The sequence below is a fragment of the Filomicrobium sp. genome, from assembly GCF_025698805.1.
GTDB classification, from domain to species: Bacteria; Pseudomonadota; Alphaproteobacteria; order Rhizobiales; family Hyphomicrobiaceae; genus Filomicrobium; species Filomicrobium insigne.
Window position 1 is genome coordinate 351,726 of record NZ_JAILWT010000004.1, and the last position, 18,223, is coordinate 369,948.

Annotated in this window: 16 protein-coding genes; 3 read left to right on the forward strand and 13 right to left on the reverse strand. The window is 57.7% G+C overall.

All coding sequences use genetic code 11. From position 1 onward, the window contains the following. Positions 1-11: 11 nt before the first annotated feature. The 12 genes from K5845_RS12650 to K5845_RS12705 form a co-directional block, all read right to left on the reverse strand. Positions 12-296 carry a hypothetical protein gene (locus K5845_RS12650; RefSeq protein ID WP_287959132.1) on the reverse strand — a complete coding sequence of 95 codons (285 nt, stop codon included), beginning with the start codon at positions 294-296 and terminating at the stop codon, positions 12-14. A gap of 92 nt (positions 297-388) precedes the next feature. Then, positions 389-1,315: a methionyl-tRNA formyltransferase gene (gene fmt / locus K5845_RS12655; RefSeq protein WP_502814137.1), complete on the reverse strand. Its 927-nt coding sequence runs from the start codon at positions 1,313-1,315 to the stop codon at positions 389-391. Positions 1,316-1,383: 68 nt separating this feature from the next. Then, entirely contained in the window at positions 1,384-1,899 is a 516-nt protein-coding gene (gene def / locus K5845_RS12660; RefSeq protein WP_046478056.1) for a peptide deformylase, read from the reverse strand. A 101-nt stretch (positions 1,900-2,000) separates the two neighbouring features. Next, positions 2,001-2,723, reverse strand: coding sequence for a glycosyltransferase family 2 protein (locus tag K5845_RS12665; protein WP_287959133.1), 723 nt, complete (start codon positions 2,721-2,723; stop codon positions 2,001-2,003). A gap of 133 nt (positions 2,724-2,856) precedes the next feature. After that, positions 2,857-3,810: an NAD-dependent epimerase/dehydratase family protein gene (locus K5845_RS12670; RefSeq protein ID WP_244466797.1), complete on the reverse strand. Its 954-nt coding sequence runs from the start codon at positions 3,808-3,810 to the stop codon at positions 2,857-2,859. A 42-nt stretch (positions 3,811-3,852) separates the two neighbouring features. Further along, the gene (locus K5845_RS12675) at positions 3,853-5,856 is read right to left on the reverse strand and encodes a polysaccharide biosynthesis protein (protein ID WP_287959134.1); all 2,004 of its coding nucleotides are present in this window, start codon (positions 5,854-5,856) and stop codon (positions 3,853-3,855) included. 230 nt (positions 5,857-6,086) lie between these two features. Continuing rightward, positions 6,087-7,685 carry an MATE family efflux transporter gene (locus K5845_RS12680; protein WP_287959135.1) on the reverse strand — a complete coding sequence of 533 codons (1,599 nt, stop codon included), beginning with the start codon at positions 7,683-7,685 and terminating at the stop codon, positions 6,087-6,089. Further along, positions 7,639-8,244, reverse strand: coding sequence for a recombination mediator RecR (gene recR / locus K5845_RS12685; protein WP_287959136.1), 606 nt, complete (start codon positions 8,242-8,244; stop codon positions 7,639-7,641). The genes K5845_RS12680 and recR overlap by 47 nt, the downstream gene beginning before the upstream one ends. Positions 8,245-8,432: 188 nt before the next feature. Next, positions 8,433-9,323 carry an MBL fold metallo-hydrolase gene (locus K5845_RS12690; protein ID WP_046478053.1) on the reverse strand — a complete coding sequence of 297 codons (891 nt, stop codon included), beginning with the start codon at positions 9,321-9,323 and terminating at the stop codon, positions 8,433-8,435. Between the two features lie 120 nt (positions 9,324-9,443). After that, positions 9,444-9,875 carry a DUF6691 family protein gene (locus tag K5845_RS12695; RefSeq protein WP_090226102.1) on the reverse strand — a complete coding sequence of 144 codons (432 nt, stop codon included), beginning with the start codon at positions 9,873-9,875 and terminating at the stop codon, positions 9,444-9,446. A 3-nt stretch (positions 9,876-9,878) separates the two neighbouring features. Continuing rightward, positions 9,879-10,307, reverse strand: coding sequence for a YeeE/YedE family protein (locus K5845_RS12700; protein WP_090226105.1), 429 nt, complete (start codon positions 10,305-10,307; stop codon positions 9,879-9,881). Between the two features lie 210 nt (positions 10,308-10,517). Next, positions 10,518-11,981, reverse strand: a complete 1,464-nt coding sequence (locus K5845_RS12705) for an undecaprenyl-phosphate glucose phosphotransferase (RefSeq protein WP_287959137.1) — start codon at positions 11,979-11,981, stop codon at positions 10,518-10,520. A gap of 349 nt (positions 11,982-12,330) precedes the next feature. Here K5845_RS12705 and K5845_RS12710 point away from each other — a divergent pair, with 349 nt between their 5' ends. Both K5845_RS12710 and K5845_RS12715 read left to right on the forward strand, forming a co-directional pair. Then, positions 12,331-14,595, forward strand: a complete 2,265-nt coding sequence (locus K5845_RS12710) for a GumC family protein (RefSeq protein ID WP_287959138.1) — start codon at positions 12,331-12,333, stop codon at positions 14,593-14,595. Between the two features lie 36 nt (positions 14,596-14,631). Next, complete coding sequence (locus K5845_RS12715; protein WP_287959139.1) at positions 14,632-15,774, forward strand: hypothetical protein; 1,143 nt, start codon at positions 14,632-14,634, stop codon at positions 15,772-15,774. A gap of 9 nt (positions 15,775-15,783) precedes the next feature. Here K5845_RS12715 and K5845_RS12720 read toward each other — a convergent pair whose 3' ends face one another. Continuing rightward, complete coding sequence (locus tag K5845_RS12720) at positions 15,784-16,587, reverse strand: WecB/TagA/CpsF family glycosyltransferase (RefSeq protein ID WP_287959140.1); 804 nt, start codon at positions 16,585-16,587, stop codon at positions 15,784-15,786. A 211-nt stretch (positions 16,588-16,798) separates the two neighbouring features. Between K5845_RS12720 and K5845_RS12725 the strand changes: the two genes are divergently transcribed. Next, positions 16,799-18,079: a lipopolysaccharide biosynthesis protein gene (locus K5845_RS12725; protein ID WP_046478048.1), complete on the forward strand. Its 1,281-nt coding sequence runs from the start codon at positions 16,799-16,801 to the stop codon at positions 18,077-18,079. Positions 18,080-18,223 lie beyond the last annotated feature (144 nt).

Below are 18,223 nucleotides of genomic sequence, written 5' to 3' on the forward strand. Positions count from 1 at the left end.
GACGCGTGTTCTTAGTAGTCGCTGCTACGGCGGGGATCGTTGTAAAAGCCGGGATAGTCGTACACATTCGTTTCCCCGACACCGAGCGCGAGCGGCGTTCTCCCACCCGGGTTGATGATGACGTGCCGATCAGGCGGCAGCGGCCGGAATACGCGAACGCCAGCTTCCTTGGTAACGACGGCACCATAGTAAGCACGCGGTTCGATGCGGGTCGTATGAGATTGCTGCGCCGACGCTACGGGTGCGATCAACGCAGATGCAGCCACGAGCGCGGCAATCGCAAATTTACTCGACACATCAATTCTCCCTAGCAACGCGCCTGTTATTGCTCACTAAACTACAAGCGGCATGCATTTGCCAGAGCTTCGCGGGGCATGCTTAATACACGTTACGGGAGGCGCGTGCCGGGCGGCAGACTGAAGCCGCGCAAGAACTCCGATGCGGAGCAAGGGCGCTTACCCGCCCGCTGAACCTCCAGCATCTCCACCGCGCCGTCACCGCAGCCAATCGTGAGGCCTGGACCAAGTACCTCGCCCGGAGCGCCGTTCTGGCTGACCAAGCGCGAACGCAACGCTTTCACACGTTCGCGCCGGCCTTCGCGCTCGACCTCGAACCAAGCTCCCGGAAAGGGGGATAGCCCTCTGATCTGATTGTGTATCTCAATCGCAGAACGGGCGAAATCGAGCCGCGATTCAGCCTTGTCGATCTTTGCCGCGTAGGTAATTCCGTCGTTGGACTGAGGCGCCTCGCTCAACTCCCCACGCTCGAGCGCCGCCAGTGCGCGGACCATCAGATCCGCGCCGCGTTCAGCAAGCACGTCGTGCAGTTCGCCCGCTGTCATTTCATCGCCGATCGTCACCGGTGCGCTCATGCATACTGGTCCGGTATCGAGACCTTCCTCCATGTGCATGATGGCGACGGCGGTTTCTCTGTCGCCAGCCATAATGGCCCGCTGAATCGGCGCTGCTCCGCGCCAGCGCGGTAACGCGGAGGCGTGCAGGTTGAAACAGCCGTGGCATGGGGCAGACAGAATTGCACCCGGCAGCAGAAGGCCATAAGCGACGACGATGGCGGCATCTGCTTTGAAGTCCTGGAACGTGCTTAACGCTGCGTCATCACGCAGGCTTAGCGGCGTCAGGACCGGAATGTCCCGGCCTGCGGCAAAGGCGTGTACCGGCGATGGCCGCTCATGCATCCCGCGACCAGCAGGTCTCGGAGGCTGCGAATAAGCAGCCACAACATCGTGCCCTGCCGTCAGAATTTCCGACAACGTTGGCACGGCAAAATCGGGCGTGCCCATAAAGATGATGCGCACCTTGCTGTCCCCACTTCGATGTCTGTTCGATTGCCCACGAACTCGCCTTGCGACGGCGGTCCGAGCGCTTACGAGGTCGTCACGCTACGCTGCTGCTTGCGGAAACGGCGAACGATTATGTCCCTCTTCAGCCGCGACAGGTAGTCGATGATCAATTTGCCATCAAGATGATCGAGTTCATGCTGGATCGCCGTCGCCAGCAATCCCTCAGCTTCAAGCTCCTGCTCTCTTCCATCCCGATCGATGTACTGGAGCGTCAGGGAACCCGGTCGTTCGATCTCCACATGCACATCCGGGATTGATAGGCAGCCTTCCTCATGTACGTTTGGAGTGTCGCCGAAATGGACAATCTTAGGGTTGATCAGGCAAAGCGGCGCGGGTGCGTCTTCGTCTCCGACATCAACCACCACAAGCCGCTTGGGCACGGCGACCTGGATAGCGGCCAAACCGATTCCGGGGGCGGCGTACATAGTTTCCAGCATATCGTCGGCGAGGCGACGCGTAGCATCATCGACCTGCGTAATAGGTTCAGAGACCACGCGCAGTATCGGATCCGGAATTTTTATAATTTCCAACTTTGCCATAGTAATTTGAAATACGCATTCGCCGATGCTTGGTCAATCGGCACACTGAGGGGACAATGTCGCGGTCCGTTATCTTGAGATGTATAGGGCGCGACACGTGGCTATTGCAATGGGCGCTCGGGGCATGGCTGGCGAGGGCGTGCCAAAGCCTCACGGCCTATCAAACTCAGGATTTTGACACCCGCTCTCACTGATCCCACAAGCGTTCCGGAGATCTTCGATATCCCGATGCGGCGGCGATATCGGACTGGCGCTTCTAGCGTGCGCAAACCTAGCTGTGCCGCTTTAACCTGCATTTCGACGGTCCAACCGTAGTCGCGATCCGCCATGGCCAGTCTCTCCAAGACCGAACGCTTAATCGCGCGAAATGGTCCAATATCGGTAAATCGTGCCCCCCAGATTAGTCTGATCAACCACGTCGCCAGCCAATTACCGAAAATTTGCTGAGGCGTCAGGGCTCCTAGCTCCCTACGCCCGAGCGTACGCGACCCGATGACGAGTTCTCCTTCACCCGCGATTATTGGATCAACCAAGCTCGGCATATCTTCAGGGTGATCGGAATAGTCACCGTCGAGGAAAACGATGATGTCACACGGAGGCAAGGCACCAATCCCGGCAAGACAAGCCGCACCGTAGCCAGGTTGCGGTTCTCTTATGACGCGGGCTCCGGCAGCACGGGCAACATAGGCCGTTCGATCTCGTGATCCGTTGTCCGAGACGACAATGGCGTCGACCCAGCTGGGAATAGCGGTAATGACTTTACTAACGGCCGCTTCTTCGTTGAGCGCCGGAATAACAACGCCGACAGCGTAGCCGTTACGCATTCGCATCTCCCAGCGCAGGTCCGCACAAACGCGGCTATTACTTTCGAGGCGCACTCGTGCGCGGTCGCATCGTACACGAGCCATAGACATGTAGGGTCCCGAAACGCTGCGTACACCCCATAGTGTGCTCTTTTCATTCTGCGTTTAGGCAGCTGGCTAATGCCTTTGCTGTATCGTGGCAGGGATGCCAGCCGATGCCCTGCAATTGGGCTGCATCGACGACAAGGTCCGCGTTGAGCCGCTGCCATTGGCCTGTACGCCCAGCCAGCCGGGCCAGACTCGCGAGGATTCCCGCTGGGATCGGGACCAATCCGGGGCTGCGGCTGAGGCCGCTACGCAAAGCCGCCAGGATCTCAGGCACGGTGGCCGGTTCTTCGTCCGCGACCAGGAAAACTCGCCGGCTGGCCTGCGGACTGGTCAGCACATGCCGGACTGCGGTCATGAGGCTATCTATGTGGAGGAGCGAGCGGCGTCCGGCGACGGTCTTCAACGGCAACGGGATCGGAAGGCGGGCGAGCCGGACGAGCGCGGCCATATTGCCTTTCACGCCTGGGCCATAGACGACCACTGGCCTGAGTGCCACCCAATCCGTCCGGCTATCGGCCAGCTCTTCAGCAAGTGCTTGTTCTGCGGCGAGCTTGGAGCGGCCGTACGCATCTGTTGGATGAGGAGGCGATCTTTCCGTCAGGACACCTTCCGCGGAAGGGCCGGATTGCGCGCGCACAGAGGACATGAGCACGACCCGGTTCAGGTCTGCCTCGCGGGCAGCAATCGCGAGGGCGCGCGTGGCCTCACAATTCACAGCCATATACTGGCTTTCGGGAATTGTACTGGTCGCATGGGCGATGCCTGCGAGATGGACCACGTGGGTCACGCCGCCCAACAGGGCGTGCCAATCGTGCGGCTCCGACATGTCGGGCAACGAAACGATGTCCAAGTCTGGACGGGCCGAGATCTGAGATACGTCACGCGCAGCGGCGCGGACTTCGAAGCCATTAGCCAGAAGGCTTTCGGTCAGAAAGCGTCCAATGAAACCTGTAGCTCCGGTAATCAGAATACGCGGCGGCATGGTGTTGTCGAAATCCAAGAGCTTATCGACGACGCTATAGACGGCTCATTTGAGCCCGCCTCAATGCAGCATACGAGACAAAGGCGGCCAGGCCTTCTCCTCGCCGTCCTGATCGGCTTCAGGGGGAAGCACGGGCCCGGGCTGATATCCTTCTACCGTGCGCATCAACACTGCGCGGATGGCATCGAGATCCCGCGTCTTCATGGCTTCCTTCAAACCATCCAGCTCATGCCAGAGCTCGTTCGATGGCAACCAGGGCTCTCCGGAACGCATAATGCGAGGATGTTCCGTCCCGGTCGTATTGGCGCCGAGCAAGAGTTCTTCGTAGAGTTTCTCGCCCGGGCGCAGGCCAGTGTAGACGATCTCGATATCGCCACCAGGGTTTTCGCTACTCCTCGGATCGAGACCCGCGAGGCGGATCATAAGGCGTGCAAGGTCGTCGATCTTGACGGGGTCTCCCATATCCAGAACGAAGACTTCCCCGCCCGTCGCCATGGACCCTGCCTGGATGACCAGTTCGGCCGCTTCTCTGATCGACATGAAATAGCGGATGACATCGGGGTGGGTCACCGTCAGCGGTCCGCCCTGCTTGATCTGTTGCCGGAACCTGCGAACGACCGATCCAGAACTGTCGAGCACATTTCCGAAGCGAACCATCGTAAAGACGGTGTTGACGTCCTCGTCCATGGCATGCGCCTGCAGGACAAGCTCAGCAAGGCGCTTGGTAGCTCCCATAACATTCGTCGGACGAACCGCCTTATCGGTCGAGATCAGCACGAAGCGTTCAACGCCCAAATCCCGTGCGGCATCAGCCATAACGGCGCATCCGAACGTGTTGTTGCTGATCCCAGCAACAATATTTTGTTCCACGATAGGCACGTGCTTATAGGCCCCTGCATGGTAGATTGTCTGGATATCGTAGCTTGATATCGTGTGGCGAACGAGCCGTTCATCGAGCACGGAGCCCAGCACCGCGACCAGTTCTGTATCCTCGTATTGACCCGGGTTAGCTGCGATCGTCTCTCGAATTTCGAGCTCAATCTCGTAGAGGGCCGGCTCCGAAATATCCATGAGCACCAAGCGCTCCGGCGACTGCTCGAGAATTTGCCGGACCAATTCCGACCCGACCGACCCACCAGCCCCCGTTACCAGAATTGATTTGTCGCGAATGACGCGCGTCAACAATTGAGCATCCGGTGGTACGGGTTCACGGCCTAAGAGATCTTCGACCTCCAGAGGGCGGACATCCGTAATGCCGACTTTGCCAGACGCTATCTCATCGATCGCAGGCACGATCTTGACCACAACGGGGTAGTTTTCCAGCTTCTGGACAATCTGTCGGCGCATGCCGCGCTGCGATTCAGGAATTGCCAACAGCACTTCCTTGATGTCGCGGCGTTCAATGAAGAAGCCCACCTTCTCCGGCCGATAGACTTTGAGCCCACCGACGTACTGACCCCACATGGACGGCTCGTCGTCGATGAAACCGACGGGCTCGCGGTCGTAAACCCTGCGGCGCAGCGCAGACAGCAGCTCGACGCCCATTTGGCCCGCGCCATAGATGAGCACGAGCTTGCGATCCATATCGATTGGCAATTTTGGAATTGTAATGCCAATGCTTTGCAGGAACAGACCCGCAATCTGGCGGCTCGCACTTACCGCAAGCGCTCCCAACACGCCATAAACCAGGATAACCGTGCGTGGGATGCCGTGCTGTCCGAGCATAAATACAGCCATTGCCCAAATCAGCATCGACAGGGCTGCACACAAGAAAATGCGCAGCATGCCACGATAGCCGATGAAGCGCGTCACAAGCCTGTAAAGCCCGAAGGACCCAAAGGTGCCTATCGTGATGGCTGGCCCCAAGAAGAACAACGCCGCTGTCAGCCAATCATCGGGAACGTAAAATGTCTGGTAGCGGACCGACATCGCGGTCCAGAGGACGGCGGTCAACAGCAGGAAGTCGCTCAAGACAAGAACCACCCGCTTTGCAGAGCGTGGCAGTTCAATGAGCCACTTGCGCACGTGAGCCGTGCGCGCGTCCTCGTTACCCTTGTCCGCCAATTTCTCCCCTCTCCACCCCGTCGCGCCCCTCGCGCGGTCGTATCCAGCTATCCATTACAGGCATGATTCAGCCCTTTAGATGCCCGTTATAAATACATGGAAAGCCCGGTGCACATGTATTCAAATTCCGTAACGGAATTCCCCTGTCAGTAACGAAACCACACTCCGATATCCACACTTTGATATCATCGCAAGGGCAGGACACGAGCCGACAGCGTTGCCGGAAGGCATCATTCATCCATTCGGCGCCGAATTCTGTGGCGAATCCACCAACTTCGAGGCGCGCGGGCGAGTTTAAAGGTCCCCGATACCGGCGCTTGCGTAATGTGATCGATGAGCCGGTAAGACAAGATTACCCCGATGCAGCCGAACACGATCCCCCCACCCAAGTTGCCAGCCAGCACCCCGTAGGCCCCAGCGATCTCGCCACCGATCCAGACCAATGGAATGGTCCCGATCGTGGCACGGCCCCAATTTAGCGCCGTCGAAACTTGGGGCCGCCCGAGCGTATTGTGTATGGCGTTGGACACAAACAAGGTGCCGAGGAAGAAGAAGAGCGGCGCCAGATAGTAGCAAAATATCAAAATGAGTTCGGCGGCCTGCCCCTCGGCTTTGAATGCCTGCACGATGAATGGCGCCAGGATCGCGAGCACAATCCAGGAAAATGTCGTGAAGGCCGCCGCGACGCATAATGCCAACGTCAAGGTCTGGCGCATCCGGTCTGGTTTTTTCGCTCCGAAATTTTGTCCGATGATGGGCCCTACGTTGCCGGACAACGCGAAGATTGCGCCGAATGCGACTGGCATGATGCGCCCAATAATGGCCCAGCCCGCGACTGCGCCATCCCCAAACCCCGACATCGCGGCCGTCACGTAGGCGTTGGCGAAGGGCGTTGCGATATTTGTGGCGAGGGCTGGGACGGCGATCATGGCCAAGGGACGTGCATCCGATACCATTGCGCGCCAGCGTGGCCGGCTCATCAAGCGGTGAACGCGGATCACCCCGTAAAGGCCAATACAGAGCATCACGAGGCGCGCAATAACGCTGGCGATGGCCGCTCCCTCGATTCCGAGACCGAAGCCGAAGATCAAAACAGGGTCAAGGATGACGTTGGCCACCGCACCGTAGAGCGTCACATTCATCGAACGCCGCGCATCGCCGACTGACCTGAGGACGGCCGTCGATGCCATCGCGACGGCCAGCGGCGGCAATGCGGGCACGAGGATTTCCAGGTATCTTGTTGCCAGCTCGTGAGTTCGGCCGGTCGCCCCCAGAAGCGTCAGTAAGGTGGGGATCAAAAACCAGATGATAACGGCAAGGATGGTCGCGACAATAAAGGTCCAACAGTGGGCACTCGCCGCAACACGACGCGCACGCACGTAGCGTCCTGCGCCTATCGCGGGCGACACGAGTGACATCGTTGCAATGAGCAAGCCGAGACCGATAGAGATCGTGAGCGCTACGATTGAGCTGCCATAGCCGATCGCAGCCACGATGGCCTGATCGTTGAGCAGGCTGAGAAAATAAATGTTTGCGAGGTCGCCGACGAAAATTGCGACAAGCCCAAATGCTCCAGCGCCTGTCATGACTAGGATGTGGCGCAAGAGGGAGCCGCTAACGAACTTGGGTGGCTCCACCGCGACACGGCGGGGCGGCACCCGCGGATGACGGGCCACCTCAGGCGTTATGGACTCCATTCCCTCGAACCGTTTCTTTATTTTAAGCCCGGCGGCAGGGTTGGCTACCAAGCGGCTAGCCCTGCTCGTCAGGCGACGAATTTCGTTAGATGCGGCGACGAGATTTAATAGCGGCGGCCAGCGTGCCGTCATCGAGATAGTCGAGTTCGCCGCCGATCGGGACACCCTTCTGAATTTCAGAGACGGCGACATTGGTTGGCGCCAATCTTTCTTTTATGTAGTGCATGGTGGATTGGCCCTCCACTGTAGCGTTGAGGGCAAGGATCACCTCTTTCACTTCGCCCGACGAGGCCCGTTCCAGCAAGCGAGGAATATTCAGATTGTCGGGACCGACACCATCCAAGGGCGACAGATGCCCGCCCAAAACATGATAAACGCCGTTAATTGCCGCGGCCCGTTCCAGCGCCCACAGATCTCCGACCTCTTCGACGACGACTACGACTGATCGATCACGACGTTCGTCACGGCACAGGCTGCATGGGGAAACCGTGTCGACGTTTCCACACTCGGAGCAATGGGTGATGCGGTCAACAGCGGCGCTGAGCGCATCGGCGAGCGGCATGAGCAAATCTTCACGTCGCTTGAGCAGAGATAGCGCCGCCTTACGCGCCGATCGCGGACCTAACCCAGGCAATCGGCTCAGAAGCTGGATCATGCGTTCGATTTCCGGGCCGGCTATCGTCTTGCTCATGCCGACATATGTCCTTCTTCATCCCCGACTCTCTCTAGCAAACGCGGGACACTGGCACGCCAGCGGCGCGCTGTCACGGAGGTTGGCAATCGCCGGAGTTCTCAGGCCGTGTCCCTATAATTTTATGCCCACCACGCCGAGACGCGGTGGGCATTGATCCTAGTCTTTCTTAAAGATCGCTTCCGCGATCAAAGACCATTTAGCGGCACCTTCAGGAAGCGCTTCCCTGTCTCATCGGCCTCGGGGAGATTGCCGCCGCGCATATTGACCTGGATAGATGGGATAATGAGCTTCGGCATCGAGAGGGTCGCGTCCCGCTCGGTCCGCATCTTTATGAACTCGTCCTCCGTCACGCCATCGCGCACATGGACGTTGTCTCGGCGTTCGGCTGCGACTGTCGTTTCCCAGCGGATTTCCCGGCCGTTCGGCCCGTAATCATGGCACATGAACAGGCGCATTTCCGGCGGGAGCGCCAGAACCTTCTTAATCGAACGATAGAGTTCGCGTGCGTCGCCACCGGGGAAGTCAGCGCGCGCGGTGCCTCCATCCGGCATGAAGAGCGTGTCGCCCACGAAAGCAGCATCGCCGATGACATGCGTCATACATGCCGGGGTATGGCCAGGGGTATGCATGGCGAACGCCGTCATGGATCCGATTTTGTAAGTGTCACCATCAGTGAACAACCTGTCGAATTGGCTGCCGTCACGCTGGAACTCGGTGCCCTCGTTAAAGACCTTCCCGAAAACGTCCTGCACGACGGTGATCTTCTCACCGATCCCGATTTTGCCGCCGAGTTCCTGCTGCAGATAAGGTGCCGCCGACAGGTGATCGGCATGGACATGCGTTTCGATTAGCCACTCAACCTTGAGGTTGTGCTCCTTCACGTAAGCAATAATCTCATCGGCGGACTGATGCGACAAGCGCCCCGCCGCGTAGTCGATGTCCATCACTGAATCTATGATGGCGCAAGCATTGGAGGTGGGGTCCTTCACGACATAGCTGATCGTGTTGGTGGCTTCATCAAAGAAGCCCTTCACCTCCGGTCGGACCGACAAATCAACTGGATAATCCTTAGACATCTGTTGGCCTTCCCTTTCAGTTTTATTGTTTCGACACCGATTGGCGGTCTGATTTTTCAAAATCTGTCGCAGGAATAGAATATATTCCCTCTAGTCCACGCGCAAACGTGGTTCAGGCCTTTACGCCGGTTGCGATGTGGTGCGTAAACGGCTCAACAGCCGGGCAAGCCCCATTCCGCCTACGAGCGCCGCGACAAAGACGAATGGTTCGATGCGTCCCAGGCCCAGGGCAGGAACTACACCACCTGGGCAGTAGCCGATCAGTCCCCATCCGAGCCCGTAGATTGCCGATCCAAGGAGCAGTTGGGCGTCAACATCTTTCCGGGTTGGGACGAGGAACCGAGGCTCCACCAGGGGAGTTCCGCGCGCGAACACGAGCCGGTAGCCAATAGCCGTAGTGATCAGCGCAGCCGCCATAACGAGTGCCAAGCTGGGATCCCAAGTCCCTGCGACGTCGAAGAAGTTCAAAACCTTGGCTGGATTGATCATCCCCGAAACCGTGATTCCCAGGCCGAAAATTACACCGGCGAACAGAGCAGCGATGATTGGCATGGCTTAGGCTCCCACAACATGCCGGGTGACGAAAACCGTGACGAGAGCTACGGCCATGAACGTTGCCGTGGCGACGATCGAACGCGGTGAGACCCGTGCGATCCCGCAGACGCCATGGCCGCTCGCACAACCGGCGCCGAAGGTAACGCCCACGCCAACGATGAGTCCCGCCACCACGGTCTTGAGCAGATCTGACGACAGCGTGACGTCCGGGAGATGTCCCATGAAAACCGCATAAAGCGACGGCGCGACAATCATCCCGATCAGAAAGGCGGCGCGCCACGACCAGTCCGAAAACGATTGAGGAAACGCCGCTCCCGACACGATGCCGGAAATGCCGGCGATACGTCCGAGAAACCACATGAGCATCGTTGCGCCTAGGCCAATTAGGGTTCCGCCTATCAAGGCCGAAACGGGCGTAAATTCCGTCATTACTATCAAAGCCCCTTTATCATCTGACAGCCTTCAATCGTCTGTCAGCATAACCGCTCGGCCCGGTGATCGGTTCGACATCAGCAACGCCAAGCGCTATTTATATTCGTTTCTTTGAATGTATTTTCAAGGGGCCGCGAGATAGATCTCGTGCCTATCCCAAGAAAGTTATGGGATTGCCGCACTTTAAGGGCCGGACGGGGCGCTGCCCTAGAATGCGTTCCGGTAAGCCCGCGGGGATATAACGGTCCGAACGAGAATGTACACGTCAAACGCGATCGACCAATTCTCGATATAGTAGAGGTCATGAACGACACGATTTTTCATGTCGTTCTCCGTCTCCGTCAGCCCCCTGAACCCATTCACCTGAGCCCATCCGGTGATGCCGGGTTTAACATTTAGGCGCTGCCCGTACCGTTGAATGCGCTCTTCAAAATGGCGGTCGTGAGCCACAGCATGGGGACGTGGCCCGACCAGAGACATGTCGCCGAGCAGCACATTGATCAGCTGGGGCAGCTCATCCAGGTTCAACTTGCGCAGATACCGTCCGATCCGAGTGACGCGGCTGTCGTTGCGTTGCGCCTGGACGACGGTGTCGCCGTCATCCAACGCTGTCATGGTACGGAATTTCCAGATCAGGAATTCCTTGTGATTGTAGCCGCGACGATGCTGCCGAAAAAAAACGGGGCCGGGTGAATCCCGCTTTATCGCGAGCGCGATGATCGCGAAAACTGGGAGCAACAGGATCAATGCCAATCCCGCCACCACGACATCGAAGCTTCGCTTGAGTAACGCCTGATAGGGCTGAAGCGGAGGATTGGACAAAGCAAAGGTTGCCGCCCGGCCGTAGTGCATCGAGCGTGACCGAAGAAGACGCGCCATCGGTGCCGGCGCTGCAAGCTGCACGGCAACAGGAAGTTCGATAAACCGCTCGGAAATGCGATCGACAAGTTCGATACGCGTCCAATCGACCAAGATAATCACATCCTCTATGGCACGCTCACGCGCGGTACGGATAGCTTGCGTCAGCGTCGCGGCAAGATCCTGATCTCCGGATATGCAGTTGTCGATATTCACACATGACGCAATGGAGACGCTGGTCCCGCTGCCGATAATCTGGCGCATAAAGGCTCGTATCGGCTCGTTTTCGCCAATCAACATCAAACGCCTGCGCCCAACGCGTCCCTGGCGGATAGCCTGACGCACTGCGTACGACGTGAAGCTCGTCACCATCGGCAAAACCATTAATCCCGTTAAGTAGAACAGGATCAACCAGCCGCGGGAATAGATCGTCGTTGTTTTCGTGAGAAAACAAAGCACAACGAGCGAAATGAAAGCGTAGTTCCAGGTGAGAAAAACATCCTTCGGACGGCGAGCACCTTCAATTAATGCGTGTAGCCGGTAATCTCCGCGAAAGATGAATGGCAGCGTGACGATAAGCGCTATGAAGAGCCCGACGGCGGTTGCGTCCAGCTGTCTGCCCCACGTCCCGTAAACCGTGCTGTGATAGATGAGGTCGGTTGTGATCGACGTCGCGAGGATCGCGAGGATCTCAACCGCGCAGGCTAGCGTACCGACAGCCAGCCCGGAGAGGCCGCTGCGTGGCTCTGCACAATCGTCTGTATCAGGAGTGCTTTCAAAGCCTTCCTGGTTCACAGAAGCGTGAATGTTCATCTGTAATTCCCGCTACGCTAACACTGCGGTGCAACACCTGAACGACCAACACGCAAACATCGCGCCAACTCCCCGCGTGCTGATTTTCAGCAGCGGTTCGCGATTGTCTTGTCAAGTTCGAGGGCCACACACACAGTGCTGAATAACACGTTACGGAATTTTATCAATTGCGACATTCCGTTTTTCTATTTTCACTTTAGAAACTTACGTTAATTTGCTCATATTTTGTGCTGTCATTGAAATGACGTCTCCACTTGGAGTTGAACAGCCTCATGTGTTCCAGAATTCCGTGCATTTGCTGGCACGGTGATTGCTTCATCAGATCTGACAATCGCGTAGCAGAACAACTGTGAGCGGCTGGGCCGTTGCCAAGTGCCGCCATCATTGGGATGGCAGCAGCGGCACTCTTGGTGAGCAAATGCGTCAGAATGAGACACGGATCTGGGATGTCGTCGTCCGCGACCCTCAAGCGGGACATAGACCGTCGAATGTAAACGCTGCGGGACCGGCAGAGTCTTTTATGAAGCTCGACCCACGCGAGTTCGTCGGTCTTGCAAAACGGCATTGGCGCATGATTGGGATGACGACGATCGGCACAGCCGTCGTCGTCACCGCCATAGCGTTGGCTCTTCCTAAATATTATGAAGCCTCGACGCGGATGCTCATCGACCCGCGGGGCCTCGACGTCATTGATAAAGGTGTTACGCCTGGTCCGGCTACGGTAGAACAGGGGTCTGCGCTCGTTGAGAGCGAGGTTCATTTTCTCAGTTCTGACAGTGTCTTATCCAAAGTCATTGCCAAGCACAATTTGGTTGACGACCCTGAATTCAATGGGACGGATGGGGGGCCATTGTCCTTCATCACCGATAGCATCGCCACCGTTCGTGCTGGCGTCGAATCTGCTCTCGGTATGGAGGCTCGCAATCCACCTGCGGAACTGATTACGCTGCAGAGCCTGCGTGAATCGATCTTCGCCATGCGGGAACCAACCAGCTACACCGTCGATATCGGCATCGCGACCAAGAGCCCGCAAAAGTCGGCCGATATCGCCAATTGGATCACCGAGGAATACCTCACGACTCGTCTTAGCACGCGGGCGAGCGCGACGGCACGGGCTGGGCAATCCCTCGTCGGGCGGCTCGATGAATTGCGCAATGATGTGGAAGTTGCCGAAAGCAAAGTCGAAGACTTCAAACGCGCGTACGACATTTTCACCGCTTCCGGTCAGCTCGTTACCGAACAGCAGCTCAGTGAGCTCAATACACAATTAGGAAACGCGCGTGCGGAAACGCTGCGCGCCCGATCCCGGCTTGAGCAAATCCGCTCTCTCGCATCTGCGGGCCTCGGACCGGACGCAACATTAGAAGCTCTAAGCTCAGAGAATATCCGGCGACTGAGAGAGCAGTATGCGACGGTCCGTCAACGCCAAGCCGCGCTCGGCAGCCAACTGCTTCCGTCGCACCCGGCCATGCGGCAAGTCAGTCAAGAGGTGGCTATCGCCAAGCGGCAGCTTGATGACGAATTAAAACGTATCGAGCAGACGGCGCAGCTTGACCTTGATCGCGCCATGGGCAACGAGCGCAAGCTGGAAATCAAGTTGGCTGAGGCCAAAAAGATCTCGTCAGAAACTAATGATCGTCTCGTAAAGTTGCGCGAGTTGGAACGGGAAGCCGAGGCACGTCGCTCAGTCTACTCCGCATTCCTCTTGCGCTCGCGTGAGCTGTCTGAACAGCAGCGCGTCGACTCGTCCATGGTGACGGTCATCTCTCCAGCCGTGCCGCCGCGCCGCCACAAGGGGCTACCGCTTGCACTGGTCGGCATAGCTGGTCTTCTCACCGGCCTTGGGTTGGGCGTCGGTGCCGCGCTGTGGCGCGATATTGCGGATAAGAAGCTGCGCAGCGACACGCAGCTCGCAACCTTATCGGACGGCTGGACCGTTGCGCCATTACCCAACGCAGCCGGAGTGTTTCCGCAGGATGGTCAAACGGCTTCAACCAATGACGATGACGGAGGCCCGGATGCGGCTTCGCGCTTGCGCGATTTTGCGAGCGAGATCCGATTTGCCATCGGGCCACATCGTGGTGCTGCTGTACTCGTTACGTCCGCAGATGCGGATAAAGACGCCGGTCTTACGAAATCCGCGTTCGCGGCTAATCTGGCTGTCGCTGCCGCAGAGGATGGCGATCGCGTCCTGCTCATCGACGCCAACCCTGATACTGCCTTGCTCAGCCGAAGGCTTCAGCTCGCCGATCGGAACGGGCTCATCGAGGTAGCCGAGGGCGATCTGGCGCTTGGAAAGGCTATCAACGCGAACGCTATCGGCTCGGTCAGTGTGTTGGCTCTGGGCAAACGACCACAAGGCCTGGGCGTTGCATTGGACCCGGAAGCAATTCGTAAGGTCATTGTGGCCGCGGAAGACGACTTCGATCTCATCGTTCTGGACGGCGGCATCCTGATGCGCGAGCGGTCCTTGCGGGGCCTCGTTTCACTGGCTTCGCAGATCGTTGTCGTCGCCCGGGAAGGTCAGTCCGACAAACCCCAACTTCGGAGCGCATTTCAGGCCTTGCATAAGTGGCATGTTGAAAAAGGGCGAGCCGTGATCGTGGCAGCCTAAGTCCGCGTCGAAACTTTGGATCCAAGAACACCTTCGATGGCCAGCGTCTATCCCACCTCAGTTCACCGCAGCGAGCCGGTTCTCACCGGCTTGCTGATCGGCGTCTACCTGATCGGATATATTGGGATCTCGACTGTCGATCAGCTCACTTCGCTGCGGTACGTGATGTACCTCGTTCCCGCGATTCTGCTCGTCTCACCGCTCGTTTCTCACAACACGAGATTGCAACCTAACATCCTCGCGCTGCTGCTCTTCTATTTGGCGCTTGGCGGCACCGGTTGGATGGTGTCACCCGGGCTGTCGGATTTCTTCCTGCGGGATTACATCATCATCAGCGGTGTGCTTGTTTGCTACGCGATTGTTCCCTACGTGCGGGAACAGCATATCCGCTTCATCTTCTATGTCTCGCTGGTGCTTTTTGCGTTTCGCTACGCCACCATCGACCACGGCGGGTTCAGCCTGCACTTTCTACGGTCGGCCTCCCTGTCTCAATCGTTCGACAGCAATGAAGGGCTGATTGGCGCGATCTACGTCATCTTCTTTTTCGCCATCGGCGCGCGGATTGAGACCGTGCTGGCTTTTGCCATGTGCCTTCTCGGGGGAAAGCGCATTGGACTTGCGGCAATGCTCGTTGGCGTTCTCACGATCTGGTTCTTACTGAGAGCACCGAGTTTGAACCGACCAAAGGCACGGTTCGTCATCTTATTGCTTGCATTTGCAGGATTGAATGTGTTGTCCGTTTATCTGGTTTGGATTGTGGAGACAGTATTTCGAGCCGCGCACATTACGGTGCCCATCGAAGAGTTCATGGCCGGCCGCTACAAGATTTCTTCTGCGATCTATCATGAGATGTCTGCCCGTCCGATCCTGATGTCTCTGTTCGGCTCAGGCGCGGGTAGTGCCGATACGATCACGGTTCAGGTCACGGCAGGCGGTGTGCCGCTCACCCACAATGACTGGCTCAAAATCCTGGTCGACTACGGATCGATCGGCTCGATCGTGCTGACCATTGGCTTGGCTGCAATCTTCGCCACGTCAGCATTAGCCGCTGGATTAGGACTCGCCACCGCTGTGCTGATGATGACCGATAACGTCATGATCTATCTGTTCTATCAGATACCAGTCGCACTTATGATTGCGTTCGCGCTCTCTTGGCGGCCATCGCGCGCTTGCGGGTAAGATTGAGCATCAAGTGCGGGCGCTGCCGCTGATCCACTCGCGGAGACTGGCAAATACGAAACGGGGAGCCTGAAGGAGATATCGCCGCCACAACCGACGCGGTTCACTGGCCAGGCGATGCGCCCACTCCAGTCCGGAATTTTGCATCCAGACGGGCGCGCGCTTTACACGATCCGTATGAAAGTCGAAGGCGGCACCAACGCCAACGAGGGTCTTGCCTGGAAGGTCTGGCCGATGCTTCAGCATCCAGGCTTCCTGCTTGGGGCATCCCAAACCGATCCAGACGATATCAGGGGCGGCATCATTGATACGTTGCAGGGCAGCTTGCGTTTCGCCGTCCGTCAAAGGCCGGAAGGGTGGGCATTCTGTTCCGACCACTTTCAGTCCTGGGTAACGCGTTCTCAGCTTTTCGGCGAGCGCCTCCGCGACACCTTCCGCGCCGCCGTAAAAATAGTGCGTCCAACCGGTGGTTAAGGAACGCTCGCAGACAGCGAGCATAAGATCAGGACCGCACACGCGCTGCGCTTTCGCTGCTCCATAGAGACGTGAGGCCCAGACAACCGGCATGCCATCGGGAACGACCATATCGGCAGCATTGAGCGCCTCCATATGCGAGGCGGTTTCCTGGGCCCTCGTGATGCTATGCACATCACTGGCGCACACGTAGCGGCTTTCCCTTCCAGCGATCCACCTGCCGATGGTATCCACCGCCTCCGACATCGTCGTTACGGCCACCGGCACACCTAGAATTAATTTGTGCGGCAAAGACTTAGCGGCCACAGCTTGGGGCAGAGGCATGCGTTTGGACAGCATTCTGAGTTTCACTTACATGTTTCAAGGGTGGCATCGGGATGCGCTCGACCTCGCTCCCCTGAGGTCGGCTCCAAGAAACCAAATCTGAAACGATTTGTATCGAATGGTTCGGATCTTGCTTAAGAAGACCTGACGGGGGCCAGCCAGTCTGATCGCTGTCTATTTCGACACACTTCATGGCTCCGGATTCATCTGGGCCAGATGCAGGGACATGCACCGATTGTTCGCACGTGTACGCAGCATTAACCTGTTTGATCTGATCCGCCGTAGCGAGCGGATGATCAAGGCTGTCGGCTATTCGGTGGGCGCGCAAGCGCTGTCTTCTGCGGGCAACCTCGTCGTGTCGGTGCTGTTGTTGCGGTTTCTGCCCATTGCCGAATTTGGCACGTGGGGACTGCTTTATGTGATCGGCGCTTCCAGCGCAGCGTTCACCTCGTCGATCACGGGCCTTGTGTTCCATCTGTGCGTACCGCGTTTCGCCCGCATCAAGCGCGTATACGAATGCGCTTACAATGGTCTCAACCTCATCACCGTTACCGTGGTCTCGCTGTTGTTCAGCGCGGCGACGTTCGGTTTCGTGCCAGTCAAAGAAACGATTGGCTTTTTCGCCATCCCAATTTTCGTCTTTGCACTCACCACGGTCGAGAACATCAAGCTGCAGGCGACCGCGAACAATCAGCACCAAGCCATGTTTTTCATCGAGGTTGCACGGCAGATTGTCCTCGTCGGCGCCGTCGCCTACCTCGGTTGGAGCGGACATATCGACGTCTATCTGCTTCTTCTCGTCCACGGGGTAACAGGCTTAGCTGCAAGTGGCGCACTCATGGTGTTGCTGCGATGGCGCGCGACTTTCAACCGCCTGGCTTGGGTGTGGCATACTCACTTCTTCTATGCACGGCATCTGCTGCCGTCGGTACTCATCTCCTTTTTTCATATCGACGCCGTGCAGCTTCTCGTCGCGCAAAGGTTTGGCTTGAACGCGACGGGGCACCTGCGCGCGGCAGAGCTGCCTTTCAGCACACTCAATCCCGTCAAACAGTCTCTGAATTACTTTTTGCCGCGCGCAATCTATCAACTCGAAAACGACTCCGGCATCGACCGCAGCAAACTAGTGCCGCTGTTGGCCGTTGGCGCTCTGTTGGGCACCGTTGCCGTTGCCACGACCCTTTGGCTTATCGCTCAGCCGCTCTATCCATGGCTTACCAACAAAGAATATCCGGCAGACCTCGGTTTCATGTTTGCACTGGCACACGTGGCGATGATCATTCATTCGCTGACCAGCCACTACCTCAATACGGTACGCAAATCGCGTGCGATCATGCTTCAGTCGGTCTTTGGAGGCATCGCCGCGATGAGCACCTACTTTGGGACCCAATCCTTCTTGGGTGAAATGTCAGCGCCCTTGGCTATCTTCGCAGCCTATCTCGTTATGGCGATACACGGCATCTACGAAATCCAGCGCCACGTCGCGGAACCCGTATTCCAAGCCTAGCAGCCGGACATCTGGGTGGCCGCCACTCTAGTGCCTTTGCGATTTTTCGATCTCAACTTCGTGGCGGAACACCCGTGATCGTTCGCCGTGTTCCAAATCGGGGCAGCAAGTAGTCGTTAGCTCTTAGCCAAGCTGCCCCGACGT